Source organism: Pseudomonas sp. HP_12 (assembly GCF_055283955.1).
In genome coordinates this window covers 280,927-297,630 of the sequence record NZ_JBTOQG010000001.1, presented here as the reverse complement: position 1 = coordinate 297,630, position 16,704 = coordinate 280,927, and the positions used below count along the sequence as shown (strand labels likewise).

Below are 16,704 nucleotides of genomic sequence, written 5' to 3'. Positions count from 1 at the left end.
GGCCCGAACATGGCAGACACCGCTACCATCGATGACCGTGAGTTCGGTCAGTTCCAGAGCTGGCTGTACCGCGCGGCCGGCATCAACCTGTCGCCCGCCAAGAAAGCGCTGGTGGCCGGGCGCCTGTTCAAGCGCCTCAAGCATTACGAGCTGCAGAGTTATGGCGAGTATTTCAAGCTGATCATGAATGACCAGCGCAAGGGCGAGCTGCAAGTTGCCCTGGATTTGCTGACCACCAACGAAACCTATTTTTTTCGCGAGCCCAAGCACTTCGACTTTTTGCGTCAGCAGGTGCTGCCCAAGGCTGCGCCGGGCAAGGTGTTTCGGGTGTGGAGCGCGGCCAGTTCCTCGGGCGAAGAACCCTACAGCCTGGCGATGACCCTGGCGGAAGGCCTGGGTACCACGCCCTGGGAAGTGGTCGGCTCGGACATCAGCACCCAAGTGCTGGCCAAGGCGCGCAGCGGCCATTACGCCATGGGGCGTGCCGAGACGTTGCCTCAGCCGTTGCTGGTCAAGTATTGCCTGAAGGGCATCGGGCGCCAGGAGGGGACCTTCCTGATCGACAAAACCCTGCGCAGCCGCGTCAACTTTGTCCAGGTAAACCTCAACGAAGCGCTGCCCGCACTCGGTGAATTCGAGGTGATCTTCCTGCGCAATGTGATGATTTACTTTGACCAGCCGACCAAGGCCCAGGTCGTCGCACGCATGCTGCCGCTGCTCAAACCCGGTGGCTACTTGATCATCAGTCACTCGGAAAGCCTCCACGGTGTTAATGACACCCTGAAGCTGGTGGCGCCCTCGATTTACCGCAAGCCATGAAAATGCCCGTCGGCGCCGCCGAAGTGGTATTGGTCCCGGGTCAGGTCAGTTTCGCGACTCGCCCGACGCGCTTGCGCACACTGCTCGGTTCCTGCGTAGCGATCACGTTCTGGCACCCGCAACGGCTGATCGGCGGCATGTGTCACTTCATGCTGCCAGGACGCCTGCGCCACGATCAGCCGCTGGACGGCCGATATGGCGACGAGGCGCTGGAGTTACTGCTTCAACACGCCCTCGCCAATGGGACTCACGTCCAGGACTACCAGATCAAGCTGTTCGGCGGCGGCAGAATGTTTCCCGATCAGCCGCGCGACCCGCGCACGCAGGACGTCGCCAGTATGAACATTCGCGCGGCGCTGGCCCTGGCCGAGCGTTACCACCTGCACCTGACTGCTCAGGACATGGGCAGCACCGGTCACCGCACGATCATGTTCGACGTGTGGAACGGCAACGTCTGGGTTCGGCACCAACCAATGGGAACACTTCAACACGATGCCTACCAAAAAAATCAGCGTACTGCTGGTCGATGACTCGGCCGTGGTGCGTCAGGTGCTGATGGCCATTCTCAGCGACACGCCGGATATCCACGTCATGGGTGCCGCGTCCGACCCGATTTTCGCCATGGACAAGCTCGCCCGGGAATGGCCCGATGTGATCGTACTGGACGTGGAAATGCCACGGATGGACGGCATCACCTTTCTCAAGAAAATCATGAGCGAGCGGCCGACGCCGGTGGTCATCTGTTCCTCGCTGACCCAGAAAGGCGCGGAAACCTCCCTGCAGGCGTTGTCGGCAGGCGCAGTGGAAATCATCACCAAACCCACGACCGGGTTGAAAAATTTCCTGATCGAATCGGCAGCCGAGTTGGTGGCCGCGATACGCGCTGCCGCCAACTCCAACGTCAGGAACCTGAGAAAGCGCAGCGCCAGCCCGGCGCCGTTGCCAGTTCCGGCCGGTAAGTTGACTGCGGATGCGATCCTGCCTGCCGCCAGTGGCCACGCCATGGCACAGACCACTGAGCGCATCGTCGCCATCGGCACCTCCACGGGCGGAACCCAGGCGCTGGAAGCGGTGCTCAAGGCGCTGCCGAGGGTGTGTCCGGGCATTGTGATCGTGCAGCACATGCCGGAGAAGTTCACCGCCTCGTTTGCCGAACGCCTCAACAGCATCTGTGCGATTGAGGTGCGCGAAGCGCGGAACAACGATCGAATCCTCCCAGGCTTGGCCTTGATCGCGCCCGGTGGCAAGCACCTGATGGTCAACCGCAGTGGCGCTTATTATCACGCCCAGGTGATTGACGGCCCGCAGGTGAATCGGCATCGACCTTCAGTGGATGTGCTGTTTCGGTCGGTGGCCAAGTTCGCCGGCAAGAACGCCACCGGGATCATCATGACCGGCATGGGCGATGACGGCGCGCGCGGTCTCAAGGAGATGCTCGACGCCGGCGCCGCCACCGTGGCCCAGGATGAAGCGAGCTGCGTGGTGTTCGGCATGCCCAAGGAGGCCATCAAGCTCAACGCTGCCCAGCGGATCATGCCGCTGGAGCATATTCATCAGGCAATCCTCAACAGTTAGCCTGACCGCTGACCTTCAGCATCTGCCCAGGGAATGACCGATCACGATCGCTCTTTCATGGGCAGACGCTTGACCGAATACGCCCGCTTTTCATCCTCGGAGTTGTAGTAGACGTTCTGTGTCGTGCTGAGGCTGTTATGGCGCAGATCGACCTGCAGATCCTTCATGTCCCGGTGCGGTGCATCGAAGGTCGCCGAGGTGTGGCGCAGCCAGTGCAAGGACGCCGCGCGCAGGCGACCGACGTCTTCATCCGGCCAGTGCTCGGCCTGCATGCGCTGCAGCGCGCGATCAAATACCTCTTGCAGCAGCACGCGGATATGCCGGTCGGATAACCCGGCGCGTCCCCGTTGAGTGGCAATCAGCGGTGTGCTTTCGCGGAAGCCGGGCAGGGGTGACAGGCCCTGGTGCAGACGCCAGCGCTTGAGGTAGTTGTCGACATAGTCGTCACGCACGCTGATCTTGCCGGCTTTATTGCCTTTGCCCACCACGTGATACCACCAGTTCCCGGCGCCGTCCTTGCGCAGACCGCCCATGGTCGGCTTCCAGTTATCGCGGCCCACCAGATCGGAAACGCGGAGGTACATGGAGAAAATCGTTGCCACGATAAACAGCGTGCGCTCGTACTTGGCGTCCTCGGCCGCCAGCAACTCGGCGGTCTCCAACACGAAATCCCACTGCAGCGAGGTCAGGATGCGCGTGTCCTGGTTCTCGGTGTTGCGCTCTTTGTATTTGCTCTTTTGCTTCACCGCGCGAAACGGGTTTTGCTCGCAGAAACCCTCATCAATCGCGTGCTGGAAAAAGCTGCCACACACCGCGAAGATCTGCGCGATAGAGCCTTGGGCCAGCCGATACGTGTCCTGAAGGGCAGGCCGGTTTTCTTCCTGCGCGCGCTTGCGTTCTTCCTTGGCGACGGTTTGGCTGAAGGGGCGCCAATCAGGGTTGAGCACGTAGGTGTCCGTTGCGGTTTTTTTGCGCGCACCGAGGCGGGTGAAGCGGGATTTGACCACCGGACCTACCCATGCCGGATCGGGCGCCAGGCAGAATTCCATAAAGTTTTCAGCCTGGGTGCGGCGCATGGCGAGGAGGGGTGTTCTGGATTTGAGCAGCGTCCACAGCAGCAGACGCTCGACGTGGGTCCGGTAGGAATTGAACGTGGATTCGTTGCCGGCGTAGGACTTGAGAAAGCTGCGCACGGCGCGGTAGCCTTCGACCGCCTGGGTTTCAGCAGGGAATTGCTCCAGATAATCCCGGATCGCCGGAAGCTCTTCCTTTAAGGAACTGAAGTTCAGCTCACCGAACTTCGCGTAGGTTTCAAACAGCGGATGGGGTGACGAAGGCGCGGGCATGGAATTCGCTGGCTGTAAGTGCGGGAGGTGCCGGCATGATCCTGCAGGTGACGTGCATATGCAATATCCGGGTCTGACAGTTATCGGATATTGCATTTTTGGGTTGGGGTGTGTTAGTCGGGGTACCTGGATCTCTCTGGCTTTTGTGGGCTGATTTGGGCATCTCAGGCCATTGGGCTGGTTGCTTCTGAATCGGGCTGCGGTTTTGCGAGGTTTTGGCGAGTTTTGGCAAGTTTGGGCGTGTGAATGCGGCGGTTTTGCTGACTGTACCGGCGTTGTCAGTCTCGCGTATATGGGCTGCAGGGCCTGTATTACGGGGCTTTCAGAGAATACTCGGCCGTAATCGAGCTTAAATGTTCGACTTTAGACTGCCTTAGGTTAAGTGGTTTCGTTGGCTTACCGTGCGGGCTGTCCTGGGTTTTGGCTGGGGACGGCTGGGCCTGTTAAGACTGGGTATCGAGGGTTCGCTGTTTAAATCAGGGTGATCAGGCACGTGATGTTGAACTGCGTCGTTATCGGTCGGAGCCTAAGCCGTGTGAACTGCGGTGCGAATCTTTGGCGTCCGTCAGACATCGGCATTCACTTAATGCGAGCACTAAGTGCGATTCGGCTGCTGAGTGGCTGTGGCGCTCATCGGGTGTTCGGTGCGAATTCAAACGTGGGCCTGGCATTGCAAGAAGCAGCTGTAGCGAACGCAGATCGTGATGGATGGGGCTGGGGACTTAAGGTCGATCGGTAAGCGTCGGAATCTGGAGCGAGCGTTGGTGTGGGTTGAGCTGGAATGCTGAAGGCGCAGGGTTTTGGATTTGAGAGGCAGCACATTCGATTCTCCGTCACACCGCCTCAGCACCGTAATACCTTGTTACGCATAATGTATATTATGTTAAATTATGAAACACTTTACGTTGTACATCAGCCCAGCCGCTTCTTGACAGCTGGACTCCAACAGCGCCTGTGATGCCGAACCTTACGCTCTCCAGGTCTTGGCGATCTGAGCGCACGCATCCTCCACCTTGTCATGCCGACTCGTTCTTTCTCAAAATGTCGGTTAGGCCATAACGTCTTTCTCAAGTACCGGGCTCAAGATGCTGGCGAGTTTTCTCGCGGGTGATGGCAACCCTGACGAGCAAACCGGTGACATGCCAGTGAGCATCCGCGCCCTGCTGACGCTAATCCTTCCGCTACCGTTACTTTTGCTTTGTCTGAAACTGCAAATATTCAAGCGCTTGGAACGGCCGCAGTCATCAGTCAGTGAGGGCGTCGAATCAGCGTTAAAGGTGTGCGTAAGTGTTATCCGTTCGGGTAAAGTGGCGCCGCTCGATAATTGGATTCGGGCTTTATTCAATGGAGTTTGTAAGTGAAGTCCTTCAGCAAAATCATCGTTTCTGCAGCATGTGGTCTGGTTCTCGCGGGTTGCACCGGCACCGCCATGAAGACCCAGCAATACGACAGCAGCCAGTACACCGTCGTTGGCCATAGTGAGGCAAGCGCCACTGGCCTGATGCTTTTCGGTCTGATCCCGATTCGTCAGAACGACCGTTTTGTCCGCGCGCAGAGTTACGCCATCCAGGCCAAAGGTGGCGATGCGCTGATTAACACTCAAGTGCAGGAAAAGTGGTTCTGGGCATGGGTTCTGAACGGCTACACCACCACCGTATCCGGTGACGTGATCAAACTGAAAGCCGCTCGATAAGTAGCGCTCGGTTTAAGAGAGCCCGGTTCGCCGGGCTTTTCTGTTTTTAGCGGTTGGAATGTATGGTGCCGCAGAAGTGTGCGGCGAACAAAACGGTTTGAATGTTTGTGGTCCTCAATAAGCATTCGGCGGACCTCTGCGCGCCACTTAGTGTGCGCCCGGATCCGACTTCGCTCTGGCGGCTGCTCTTGCCCTGAAGGCGCTAACTTTGGCAATCGTCCCGCAAGCCCTGCCATCCACCCCGCCTTTGGTCATGCCACACCAACGTTTGCTACCGTTGCGGGTGTTGTCGTAGAAAGCCCAACGGCAATCGCCACACGTTTTAAGTCGCGACCATGTACCTGACGAAATGGCATTGGCTACCGCCGCAAGAATATAGGCAATGTAACTGCCGTCTGCAGGCATCACACAGAGTTGGGACGCCCCCTCCTCCACAGATTTAACGCGAACTGACAGAGAGACTCGCGAGAACCAGGCGTTCAGCAGACCATTCGCCTCATCCAGTCCCTCGCATGACTTACGTAAGTCCGAGCGCAACTCCCGTAGCTGCTCCAAGGAATTCTTATCGGCCGGAGGATGAAGCGAAAGTGCCTCGCGCCAGCTTTCAGCGTCCCTTGCAAGCAGCGGCAGGTCATCCGTTGCCGTGCGTGTCTGGTTTGGAATCGACCACGTGTTAATGAAGCGTCGAACGTATTCGAGATCCCCCGGTGCTGCTTGATGCTGAGGTTGCATCGCCCTCTCCTATTGCAAACGCCATTTATCTAGGTAACCATCAAAATAACATTGACGGTTACGGAGCCTCAACATGATCAAGGAAGTGCAGCCCGAACGACCGTTCTGGCCCCACGATATCCGCAGATTGCTGTGGATGCAGGGTCTGATGAATGCCTCCCATTTTATGACTATCCCACTGCTGGCCCTGTATATGTCGGCGAACCTTCATTTTGGTGCTGCCGCACTCGCGTCGGTGATGTCCGCCAATTTGCTTTCCGCGCAGGTGTTGCCGCTCGCCGCAGGCGCGATTACTGATCGGTTCGGCTCACACAGGGTCATCACCTTGGGCCTCCTGCTGCGAGGCTTGGGCTTTCTGGGTTTCAGCTATTTCGAGGGGGTGAGCGCCTGGGTAGTCTTCGCGGTGATCGCCGGTACCGGTGTCGCATGCTACGAGGGTGGCGTGTATGGCCTCTTCGGCCGGCAACCCAAAGAATCCCACTCAGCCCTCTTCGCGTCCAACAACCAAATGCTGAACGTCGGAGCAGTGGTGGGTCCTACAGTCGGCGGTCTTGCGGGCCTGGCTGATATTCGTGTGGCTTTCGGAGTCAGCGCCATTTTGTTCATTACCCTCAGCGTCGTCGCCCACCGGTCGAAATTCGGATCATCAGTGAGCTTCCGAAGGCAGTCCATGATTGAAAGCCTGAAGGCGGCCGCCACACATGCCGGGCTATGGCGGTTGATCGTGGTTTCATTACCGTGGTTTTTCCTGTTCCCACAGCTCTACGTTGCGTTTCCAATGTACGCAGGACAACTGGCCGGGCCTCATGCCGCTTCCGCCATTTATGTCATCAATGGCGTGGCCGGCCTCGCCTTTATCATTCTGGCGAAAGGGTGGATGACGAAAGTAAATCCTGCATCACTGACCACTTGGGCGTATCTGGGGGCGGGAGCTAGCTTCGCCAGTCTCGCTATGCTGCGCGGCATCGAATGGTTTCTGCTGTTTATCGTCGCCTATTCAGTCGTCGAGACCATCCTGTTGCCCACGCTCGAAAGCATGACCGCATCATTGGCAACGGAAGGGAGTCAGGGAACATTCTTCGGAGTGATGAGCGCAGTGGGGGCGCTCAGCGCCGCCGCCGGTTATTACGTGGGTAGCTGGCTCATACTAAACCGCACCCCTGTCGAGACCTGGTTAGCATTAGGGAGCGTAGGGCTTTTGGGATTTGTCAGCTCAGTGCTGTTACTTCGTGGGCCGGAATCCAAGGCGCTTGTCAGCTAATCTGCGCCTTGGCGAGCGGGTCGTTCGCGTGCACCGCGCGTCTACAGGTCCGACTACCTTTATTCCTCACCAAGGAGGTGGATTCCTAAATCATGCCGATCAGGTGCAAGGTGTGGCTTGAGCGTCAGTGCCGGAATTTCATAGTCGCCAGCGTTTTGCCTGCGAAACCGCAAAGGCTGGTCAAGGAACAGGTTATCCAGCCGAGTGGCATAGGCTGCGCATATCTGTTCGAACCGATCGGCGTCGGTTTTGCTGGTTTTATAGATCGGGAACGGCGGCATCACAGTGAATCCCGGGTAGAAAAGCACACCGTGCTGGATAGGGAACAGCACGTCATTCAAGGCACCATTGACGCCCCGGCCACTGTAGTGGGATTCCCAACCTCCCATCGTGACCACCAGCATCGCACGCTTGCCCGCCATGCTTCCCTCGCCGTAGCGATCCCCCCAGTGGCTTTCGCTGTGTTCGCCGACGCCGTAGGCAAAACCATGGGCGTACACGCGATCAATCCAGCCCTTCAGAATCGCGGGCATGGAAAACCACCACAAGGGAAACTGGAAGATCACGGCATCGGCCCACAGCAACTTGGCCTGCTCGGTCTCGATGTCCGCCGGCTGGGTACCGGCGACAAATACGCGATGGGACTCTGTCGCCGGGTTGAAGGGCTTATCGCTGGCGTAGCCGGGTGCGTCGTCCGGGTCCAGGGCGGCCTTCCAGCGCATCTGGTAGAGATCCGAGACTTGGACGTCATGCCCTGCGGCTGTCAGATGGGCAACCGCAAAATCTCTCAATGCGCCATTGAGAGAGCGAGGTTCGGGGTGGGCATAGATTAGAAGTAGCTTCATTGCGGGCTCCGAGTGGGTTGATGGCCTCACCGTAGCGTCGGGTCTACTATGTTGGAAATGAATTCCCGAAACACATGGTATTTACATGGGCAATAGCTTGCATCGGCTGGATCTAAATCTTTTGGTCACGCTGGACGCGCTGTTGGCCGAGCAAAACGTTACCCGAGCGGCGCGGTTGCTGAACCTTGCTCAGCCAACTGTCAGCCTGCAGCTAGGCCGTCTCAGAGAGATGCTGAACGATCCGTTGTTGCTGCCGGGCCCTCGAGGGATGTTGCCCACAGAGCGGGGTCGCGAATTGCGTGGCCCGCTGCGTGAAGCACTCGCGGCTCTAGAAGGCGCGCTCAGCCCCACTGTGGCCTTTGAGCCCTTACTGTCGACTCAAACCTGGAAGGTGGCTGCCAGTGATTACGCCACTGCCGCTCTGGTATGGCCGTCACTCGGGCCGATGCGGTGCCTTGCGCCAAACACTCGATTGGCGCTGCTCAGCAAATACCCGACCGACCTGGCTCATGATCTGGAGAACGGTCGGCTCGACCTGGCTTTGCACATCCGCGATGAAGCGCCGCCGAAGTTACGGCAGCGCTCGTTGGTTCACGAGCGCTACGTGCTGGCCGGGCGGCGTGATCACCCGGCGTTGGCGTCCAGGCTAAGCCTCAAAGCGTTCTGCAAGCTTGAGCATGCGGTCATGTCTCCAAACGGAGCGGGTTTTGTAGGCAGCACTGACCAGGCACTTGCTGCCAAAGGTCTGGAACGGCGCGTCGTCTTGTCGGTGCCCAACTTCAACTCGCTGCTATCCGCATTGGCGCACAGTGATCTTGTTGCAGTTGTGCCTGAAAGGCTGGTACGTGATGAGCCGGCCCTCCTTGTCCAGGAGCCGCCGCTCAGCATTCCGGGGTTTGAAATGCTCATGCTATGGCCGGAGCGACTGCACCGAGACCCCGCCCATATGTGGCTACGCGAACTCATCGCTTCGAATGTGCCTGGAAAGCCCAATCCCCAGGTCTGAGTAGTCAATGCGACGACTCAATGCTGTCGGTCGATCAGTCGCAGTCGATCCGACGCTGAACACACGTCAGCGCTGTGACATCGCAACTAACCGGGGAAGCGCGGTCGCCTTTCATCACTCTTTGCAGTGGCCGCGCTTTTTCTGATGCTTGGTGCAGTATTTTTTGTCATCCCCATGCAGCCATTTGTCTTGCTGCGCTTTTTCCCAAGGCGACAGACAGGAATTGAAACCGCGTCCCCACCCTTGCCAGTAGCGCCCTTGGAGATGAGCCCGGGCGTCAGCATCCCGCGCCTCATAGCCCGCCCCCTGCTCCCGAGCTTCGCAGCCACGATGGAAACCTTCCCCGTAAGCTCCGGTTAGAGGAACTGTCTGAAACCAGGCGCACCCAGTCAGACACAACATCACAAACATGACAATCCAGGTACTGAGGAACCGTTTGGCCACAAAGCCCTTCCCGGGGAGCGAGAGACATAGAAGTTGAGATCCACGAATGAGATCACAATGGCATCACTTTGTTCGGCGAGAGGTCTGTGCTATCAGGATATTTAGTGCCGAATGAAAAGAAGGTAAGCATGAACAACACCCGAACTGCATTGGTGACAGGTGCTACCAAAGGGATAGGTTTAGCGCTCAGCTCCCATTTGACAGAGTCAGGATGGGATGTGGTTGGCATCGCCAGGCGAGCGATTGACAATTTTCCCGGCACGCTAGTGCTGTGTGATTTAGCTAACGCCCAGAAAACGGGTGAGATGCTTCGGAAACTGTTAGAGCGGACTTCCATTGACGCCGTCGTCAACAATGCAGGTATTGCGACCCCGCAGAGCCTTGAAAAGCTTGACCTTGAGACACTCCACAGCGTCCTTGACCTGAATGTGAGGGCGTCGGTACAGGTCACTCAGGCTTGCCTGCCATCCCTCAAGCAGTCCTCTGCAGGACGCATAGTGAATGTTTGCAGCCGAGCCATTTATGGAGCACGAGATCGAACAGCATACTCTGCCGCCAAAAGCGCTTTGGTGGGCATTACTCGTACTTGGGCGCTTGAATTGGCGCCGATCGGAATCACAGTAAATGCAGTCGCGCCTGGCCCTATAGAAACAGAGCTTTTCCGAGCCACAAGGCCAGTGGGGAGTGATGCTGAGCGTCAAATACTATCCACGATTCCGATGCGAAGGCTGGGAACGCCATCAGAAGTTGCCTCGCTGATCACCTTCCTGCTTAGTGAAAGTGCATCCTTTGTGACGGGCCAAGTGATCAGCGTCGATGGTGGCGGAAGTCTGGGAGGCAGATAGCGACTCAAGAAGTATAGATAGTCAGCCACCCTCTCATCGCCTTTAGCTCCAAGCGCACCTCCTCCAGCCAAACAAACCGGCCAGGAGGCTATGTGAAGATGAATTAAATGAGTTGCTCGTTGCCTCCGGCGCACTCGCATCGTAAGCAAATAAACGGGGAGCCTCAGGAGATTCCTGTCCACGCTTTCCTCCCCCCGAAGCTGCTAGGGGGCAGTCCTCGGGAGGCAGGCACATCTAAACTTAACGGGAAGACACCTGTAGGAGCGTCCCTCGTTCTTCACTCAGCGGCGAAAGAGACGGTCCAGAATCAGCAAAGCAATTCCACCAATGGCAACTGCAGCGACTGGTTTCTCTTTAACAAACGCAGAGATGCTGTCCATCGCATCGCCATAAGCTTGGGTCAACTGACCAGAAGCCTGGCGACCGGTACCTTCCGCCTCCAGCTTCGAATCACCAAACAGTTTCCCTACTGCGCTCTGTGCTTTGCCGGCAACCTGCTCTACAACGCCTTCTACCTGTTCGCTCTTCATGATTCACCAAACCTTCGTGTGTGAGTGACCCAGGATCAGCCTGGGATTGGCGCAACGTGCGCAGAATTAGGGGACGGGCGCAGTGATTAGTTCAGCGGGGATGAGCCTCCGGATTCCTCCGCATGACACCCACCACCCCTACCCGCCGCCATCCTGACCGAGACGCGGCCTTCGAGAAGGCTGCTGACTACTGATTTCGCAACCTTTTAGAACCACAGTGCGACACAACAGTCTGTCCCTACACACCTTTCCATCTCATAGGGATCTTCATGATCATCGTTCATCATCTCAATAATTCCCGCTCGCAGCGCATCCTCTGGCTACTCGAAGAGCTCGCCCTGCCCTACGAAATCAAGCACTACCAAAGAGACGCCAAGACCAACCTGGCGCCACCTGAACTGAAAGCCATAAACCCGCTGGGCAAATCACCGGTTATTCAGGATGGTCCTCATGTGCTGATCGAATCCGGGGCTATCGTCGATTATCTGATCCGCCGCCACGGCGACGGCCGCTTGCAACCTGACCCGGCCACCGCAACCTATGACGAATATGTGCAATGGCTACATTTCGCAGAAGGGTCGGCCATGCTGCCGTTGATGCTCAGCCTTTATGTCGGGCGCCTTGGGGAAGCTGGCAAGCCGCTGCAGCCGCGAATCGAATCTGAACTGGCCAACTATCTAGGTTACCTGGAGACCGCCTTGAAACTTACTCCCTACTTGTTGGGTGAAGAAATCAGCGGCGCGGATATCCAGATGAGCTTTATTGGCGAGTTTGCAAAGTCCCAAGGCATGCTGCACGACTACCCTGGCCTCTGCGCGTGGATCGACCGGTTCCAGGCGCGGCCGGCCTATATCAGTGCGGTAAAAAAAGGCGGTGATTACAAGTTCGCAAGCTGAGTACTAAACACGCCGGCTTGGTAGGTCCTGCCCAGGAAGCGTCTCCAAACGCTTCACAGCTCACGTCAGAGCGCAATCGCAGCCATAAAAAAGCCGTCTTACGACGGCTGTTTCAACTCCAACGGGTCATTTAACCAACCAGTTCTCAACCTCGTCGCCGAACTGGCCTTTCCAGGCTTTCAGCAGCTTGTGGTTGCCGCCCTTGGTTTCTACGACCTCACCTGTCAGCGGGTTTTTATAAACCTTCATCTCTCGGGCCTTACGGGTCTTTTTCTCGGCAGCCACTGGAGCAGACGGCCGACCGCTGGTTCCCTGAGGATCGAGAATGCCGACTATCTCTCTCAAGCTGAAGCCGTACTCTCCGAGCAGGCCACGCAGTTTGGTTTCAAATTCGATTTCTTTCTTCAAACCGCTGTCATTTTTCAGGGTTTCAAGTTCGGCAAGCTGGGCTGCGAGCTGTTGTTCAAGTTTGCGGAATTCAGCAAGGCGGGACATTTAAATCTCCAAGGTCGTTATGATATGACCGATGTTAGCCGAACGCCGGTAATCAGTCATTCGCCTAGGTATATCTATTCCGCTTCGAATCCTGACGGGCTGCACCCAACCGGTTTCTCCAGCTTACTGGCTGAAGCGTTGCTCTCGCCGAGGCGCATCAAGCACAGCGCTCATACGTAAGATAATCATGTGCGCCGGTACCCGTGTGTACAAAGCCAAACCGCTCATACATCAACCTTGCAGGGTTGTCTGCTCGCACACTCAAGCGCAACTGACTAAAGTCCTGACTCTTGGCATCTAGCGCATACGCTGCCAGCAGCGCTGTTCCAACGCCGCTGCGCCTATAACTTGAATCTACATGGATTGTGCAAAGCTCAGCGCATTCGGGCTGCCGAGTCCAAAGTGAGTAACCTGCGAAATGACCGTACAAAAGAGCTATGTTTAGCCGATCGAAATTCTCCACCCAGCATGTCAGGTGCTTCTCGAATTGGGAGTTCCAGGAAGCCTCGTGGTCGGGCTCCCAGGAACGGATATAGCTCTGCTCTCCCCGGTAGATGGCCGGGAGATCGGTGACGACTGCTTGTCTCATTATGAGTGTCATTTCCTGCCCTTGGAGTGTGTCGCCCGTCCGCTCTTTGAGGCTAAAACTTGCTTAGAACACGGGCTCACTTTGAGCGACGGCGTTCGTTGATGATCACAGGCTCTGCTGTAGCTCTCTACCTTCGGCTGCGGTGATCAATGCTTGAGTGAAGAATCCAACCCCACCCCCGTCATCTCTTCAATCAGCAACACCATCGACGCCGTGTACTCGACATTCGATCGCGTCACAATCTCATAAGGCTCGCTAGTGGACTGAATCGTCAGCGCCAGCTTCACCAACATACCGTGCTCCACCGCCATTTGAGCGACGTCGTTCGGCATGACGGCCACCAGATTCGGATCCTTGAGCAGCAGCGACAACGTCGTGAAGGTCGACGAGGTTTCGATCGCGTAAAGCGGAAAGCTCAGCCCCACCTGGCGAAACTCGCGCTCCAAGGTCAGGCGCATGGGCATGTTGACCGGGAAGACTACCCAGCGGCTGTCCATCAAGTCGTCCAACTGCAGCTTCGGCGCATGTGCCAGGCGATGCGCCGGATTCGCCACCACCACCAGCGGTTCCTGTGCGCGGAAGCGGGTTTGATAAGCGCCCGGACGCGGGCTCACGCTGGTTCGGCAGATCGCAACGTCCAGCCTTCCCTGATCCAGCAAGCTCAACAACCGCGAACTGGTGTCTTCGACGATGGAAATTGACAACTCCGGCTGTTTGTCACGCAGTCGCGCCAGGCTGTCCACCAGCGTCGGCACGGCCCCCATGATCGTGCCGATGGCCAGACGCCCGCCTTGTCCTTTCAGGATGCCGACCATTTCTTCGCGAAGGTGCTCAAGGTCGGTTTGAATCAAACGGGCATAACGAATCACGCAGCGGCCAAGATCGTTGGCCTCCAGACCCTTGCTCGTGCGCTCGAAGAGGCTGGAACCGAAAACCGTCTCGATTTCCTGCAACGCCTTGGTGGCGCCCGGTTGCGACAGCGCCATGATCTCGGACGCCTTGCGCACCGAGCCATGCTCGTCGAGGGCAATCAACAGGCGCAGCTGCTTGAGTCGCAGGCGAGACACCATGGATGAGAAGGACGGCAGCATGGGTATACCTAAAGGTTATCGCTTGGGTCGTAACTCTCATTAGGCAGCAGCAGGCTGGAAATTTAAAGTGGCCTCAACCATAACAACAAGCCGAGGCCTCACCATGCGTTTAATCCAGTTTGAAGATTCCACGGGCCAGCGTCGTGTTGGCGTGGTCGAGGGCGACTCGATTCAGGTGGTCAACGGCACATCCAGCACGCGCACCCTTGCCCTCGCCGCCATTACCAATGGCCACAGCCTGCAGCAGGAAGTTCAAAGCGCGGGCACCTCACTGTATGCCGAAGGTTATACCCGGCTGCTGGAAACCCACCGCGTCCTGCCGCCACTGGACCATGAAGACCCGGCCCATTGCCTGATCAGCGGCACTGGCCTGACTCACCTGGGAAGCGCTTCGACTCGCGACAAAATGCACCAGGAAAAAGCCGACAATCAGGCTGAGATGACGGACACCGCGCGGATGTTCCAGTGGGGGATCGACGGCGGCCGTCCGGCGGCCGGCACCGTGGGCGCTCAGCCAGAGTGGTTCTACAAAGGCGACGGCTCGATTGTGGTACGCCCGAACCAAGCGTTCCAGTCGCCGGGCTTCGCTGAAGATGCGGGCGAAGAACCCGAGCTGACCGGCCTCTACGTCATCGGCCATGACGGCACGCCTTACCGCCTGGGCTTCGCCTTAGGCAACGAGTTCTCCGACCATGTCATGGAGCGTCGCAATTACCTGTACCTGGCCCACTCCAAGCTGCGCAACTGCGCCTACGGGCCAGAGCTGCGCGTCGGTGATCTGCCCCGACACCTGGCGGGCACCAGCCGGATCTGGCGCGACGGCAATGTGTTATGGGAAAAAGAGTTTCTCAGCGGCGAGGACAACATGTGCCACAGCCTGGAGAATCTGGAATACCACCACTTCAAGTACACCCAGTTCATGCGCCCGGGCGATGTGCATGTGCACTTCTTCGGCACGGCCACCCTGTCGGTTGCAGACAACGTCAAAACTCAGCCGGGTGATCGGTTCGAGATCAGCATGGAGGAGTTCGGAAAACCCCTGTGCAACTCCTTCGAAGTCGTCGACTCAGCGTTCAATGTTGGAGAAACAAGATCGCTCTGAAGGGTCAGGCCCTGCACCGGGCCCTTAGCAACGGATGCATTTCATAATAAACATAAGAGTGAGATGAACATGACCACTGGCAATGTACAGGCCGTTACGCCTGCTGCTTCGACGAGTGCCGCGAGCGCCCGTCCCACCACGGTGCGGTGGAGGATATTCCTGCTTCTGCTGCTCCTGTCGGCCATCAACTACATCGACCGGGCTTCGCTGTCCGTTGCGCTGCCGTTGATCTCCGCTGATTTCAACATGACGCCGGCGCTGGAAGGTTTGATGCTCAGCGCGTTTTTCTGGTCGTATGCGCTGATGCAGATCCCTGGCGGCATGCTGCTCGACCGTTTTCAGACCCGCAACATTGTCGGCATCGCCACCATTGGCTGGGGCCTGTTTCAGGCCTTGGCCGGCGGCGCGCACAACTGGATCACGCTGCTCATTACGCGCATCGGCCTGGGTGTCGCAGAGTCACCGATCATGCCGGCCGGGGCCAAGCTCAACGGCGCCTGGCTCACGCCCAATGAGCGCGGACGCGGTGCGACCCTCGTCGATGGCGGCGCACCGCTGGGCACTGCATTGGGCGCCATCCTCATCGCGGGATTGATCACCTGGTTTGGCTCCTGGCGGATCGCATTCGTCATCGCCGGCGTCGGCACCATGGTCGTAGGCGTCTGGGCGTGGTGGTACATCAGAAACCACCCCAGTGAACACCCCAAGGTCAATGCCGCGGAGCTCGCGTACATCACTGACGCCAATGAGGCGGCCAGAAAAGCCACGGGCGGGCGCAAGGCGATCCTCAAGGAATTGCTCAAGAGCCGTTCCGTGCTGGCCATGTTCGCGGGCTTCGCTTGCTACAACAGCGTGTTTTACGGCCTGCTGACCTGGATGCCGAGCTACTTGCACCAGGCCCATAACCTGGACATCAAGGCCATGGGCGGCGCGACCTTTCTGATCTTCATGTGCGGGTTCATCGGCGAACTGTTTGGCGGCTGGGTGGCGGACAAATGGAAAGCGGCCGGCGGTCAACCCAACACGGTCATGCGCAGCATGTTCGCAGGCTCCGCAGCCATTGCCGCCCTATGCATTCTCGCCGTGGCTTATACCGGCGACGCCATCGCTGTCATCTCGCTGCTGTGCGTCGCGCTGTTTTTCATTCGCTGGTGCGGCATGTACTGGTGCCTGCCCGCGATCCTCGGCGGCCAGTCCAAAGCGGGTGTGTTGGGCGGCAGCATGAACTTCTGCGGGAATATGGTCGGCGTGATTGTGCCCATCCTGATTGGCCTGATCGTGCAGTACACCGGTTCGTACTTCCTGGCGCTGATCTTCTTCGTCGTCATGGCATCCGGGCTGATGCTGTTCTCCAGCCTGATCGATTACCGCGAGCGTGGACTGGCCTGACCTGCCCTGCACGCTCCACTCCCATTGCGCTCACTGAATAAACCGA

General features: G+C 57.9%; 17 protein-coding genes. 10 read left to right on the top strand and 7 right to left on the bottom strand.

Translation table 11 applies throughout. The annotated features are described in order from the left end of the window. Window positions 1–9 precede the first annotated feature (9 nt). The 3 genes from ACYASU_RS01285 to ACYASU_RS01275 are packed head-to-tail and all read left to right on the top strand — an operon-like array spanning window position 10 to window position 2,394. Window positions 10–819, top strand: a complete 810-nt coding sequence (locus ACYASU_RS01285; RefSeq protein ID WP_463581672.1) for a CheR family methyltransferase — start codon at window positions 10–12, stop codon at window positions 817–819. Further along, window positions 816–1,349, top strand: coding sequence for a chemoreceptor glutamine deamidase CheD (cheD, locus tag ACYASU_RS01280; RefSeq protein WP_463581671.1), 534 nt, complete (start codon window positions 816–818; stop codon window positions 1,347–1,349). The genes ACYASU_RS01285 and cheD overlap by 4 nt, the downstream gene beginning before the upstream one ends. Continuing rightward, a complete protein-coding gene (locus ACYASU_RS01275; protein WP_463581670.1) occupies window positions 1,312–2,394 on the top strand; it encodes a protein-glutamate methylesterase/protein-glutamine glutaminase in 1,083 nt (360 codons plus the stop codon). The genes cheD and ACYASU_RS01275 overlap by 38 nt, the downstream gene beginning before the upstream one ends. A 41-nt stretch (window positions 2,395–2,435) precedes the next feature. On the opposite strand, the gene ACYASU_RS01270 is transcribed toward ACYASU_RS01275, so the two are convergent. Continuing rightward, window positions 2,436–3,740 carry a tyrosine-type recombinase/integrase gene (locus tag ACYASU_RS01270; RefSeq protein ID WP_463581669.1) on the bottom strand — a complete coding sequence of 435 codons (1,305 nt, stop codon included), beginning with the start codon at window positions 3,738–3,740 and terminating at the stop codon, window positions 2,436–2,438. 1,357 nt (window positions 3,741–5,097) lie between these two features. Between ACYASU_RS01270 and ACYASU_RS01265 the strand changes: the two genes are divergently transcribed. Beyond that, window positions 5,098–5,433 carry a hypothetical protein gene (locus tag ACYASU_RS01265; protein ID WP_282367849.1) on the top strand — a complete coding sequence of 112 codons (336 nt, stop codon included), beginning with the start codon at window positions 5,098–5,100 and terminating at the stop codon, window positions 5,431–5,433. 147 nt (window positions 5,434–5,580) lie between these two features. Here the strand turns inward: ACYASU_RS01265 and ACYASU_RS01260 are convergent, their stop codons facing one another. Beyond that, entirely contained in the window at window positions 5,581–6,165 is a 585-nt protein-coding gene (locus ACYASU_RS01260; protein ID WP_346630335.1) for a CGNR zinc finger domain-containing protein, read from the bottom strand. A 73-nt stretch (window positions 6,166–6,238) separates the two neighbouring features. Between ACYASU_RS01260 and ACYASU_RS01255 the strand changes: the two genes are divergently transcribed. After that, window positions 6,239–7,426: an MFS transporter gene (locus ACYASU_RS01255; RefSeq protein ID WP_463581668.1), complete on the top strand. Its 1,188-nt coding sequence runs from the start codon at window positions 6,239–6,241 to the stop codon at window positions 7,424–7,426. A 59-nt stretch (window positions 7,427–7,485) separates the two neighbouring features. Here the strand turns inward: ACYASU_RS01255 and ACYASU_RS01250 are convergent, their stop codons facing one another. Next, complete coding sequence (locus ACYASU_RS01250) at window positions 7,486–8,271, bottom strand: NAD(P)H-dependent oxidoreductase (protein ID WP_192174713.1); 786 nt, start codon at window positions 8,269–8,271, stop codon at window positions 7,486–7,488. Between the two features lie 85 nt (window positions 8,272–8,356). Here ACYASU_RS01250 and ACYASU_RS01245 point away from each other — a divergent pair, with 85 nt between their 5' ends. Together ACYASU_RS01245 and ACYASU_RS01240 are read left to right on the top strand one after the other, a co-directional pair. Then, window positions 8,357–9,277, top strand: coding sequence for a LysR family transcriptional regulator (locus ACYASU_RS01245; protein ID WP_463581667.1), 921 nt, complete (start codon window positions 8,357–8,359; stop codon window positions 9,275–9,277). Window positions 9,278–9,849: 572 nt separating this feature from the next. Beyond that, window positions 9,850–10,566, top strand: a complete 717-nt coding sequence (locus tag ACYASU_RS01240) for an SDR family oxidoreductase (RefSeq protein ID WP_463581666.1) — start codon at window positions 9,850–9,852, stop codon at window positions 10,564–10,566. Window positions 10,567–10,847: 281 nt separating this feature from the next. Here the strand turns inward: ACYASU_RS01240 and ACYASU_RS01235 are convergent, their stop codons facing one another. After that, on the bottom strand, window positions 10,848–11,096 hold the full coding sequence (locus ACYASU_RS01235; RefSeq protein ID WP_133775252.1) for a CsbD family protein: 249 nt from the start codon (window positions 11,094–11,096) through the stop codon (window positions 10,848–10,850). A 269-nt stretch (window positions 11,097–11,365) separates the two neighbouring features. Here ACYASU_RS01235 and ACYASU_RS01230 point away from each other — a divergent pair, with 269 nt between their 5' ends. Continuing rightward, a complete protein-coding gene (locus ACYASU_RS01230; protein WP_463581665.1) occupies window positions 11,366–11,992 on the top strand; it encodes a glutathione S-transferase family protein in 627 nt (208 codons plus the stop codon). 126 nt (window positions 11,993–12,118) lie between these two features. Here ACYASU_RS01230 and ACYASU_RS01225 read toward each other — a convergent pair whose 3' ends face one another. The 3 genes from ACYASU_RS01225 to ACYASU_RS01215 form a co-directional block, all read right to left on the bottom strand. Then, on the bottom strand, window positions 12,119–12,487 hold the full coding sequence (locus tag ACYASU_RS01225; RefSeq protein ID WP_192174709.1) for a histone-like nucleoid-structuring protein, MvaT/MvaU family: 369 nt from the start codon (window positions 12,485–12,487) through the stop codon (window positions 12,119–12,121). A 157-nt stretch (window positions 12,488–12,644) separates the two neighbouring features. Then, the gene (locus ACYASU_RS01220) at window positions 12,645–13,076 is read right to left on the bottom strand and encodes a GNAT family N-acetyltransferase (protein WP_463581664.1); all 432 of its coding nucleotides are present in this window, start codon (window positions 13,074–13,076) and stop codon (window positions 12,645–12,647) included. Between the two features lie 146 nt (window positions 13,077–13,222). Continuing rightward, on the bottom strand, window positions 13,223–14,167 hold the full coding sequence (locus ACYASU_RS01215; protein ID WP_463581663.1) for a LysR family transcriptional regulator: 945 nt from the start codon (window positions 14,165–14,167) through the stop codon (window positions 13,223–13,225). 103 nt (window positions 14,168–14,270) lie between these two features. Between ACYASU_RS01215 and araD1 the strand changes: the two genes are divergently transcribed. Both araD1 and ACYASU_RS01205 read left to right on the top strand, forming a co-directional pair. After that, window positions 14,271–15,269 carry an AraD1 family protein gene (araD1, locus tag ACYASU_RS01210; protein WP_463581662.1) on the top strand — a complete coding sequence of 333 codons (999 nt, stop codon included), beginning with the start codon at window positions 14,271–14,273 and terminating at the stop codon, window positions 15,267–15,269. Between the two features lie 69 nt (window positions 15,270–15,338). Beyond that, window positions 15,339–16,658, top strand: coding sequence for an MFS transporter (locus ACYASU_RS01205; protein ID WP_463581661.1), 1,320 nt, complete (start codon window positions 15,339–15,341; stop codon window positions 16,656–16,658). Window positions 16,659–16,704 lie beyond the last annotated feature (46 nt).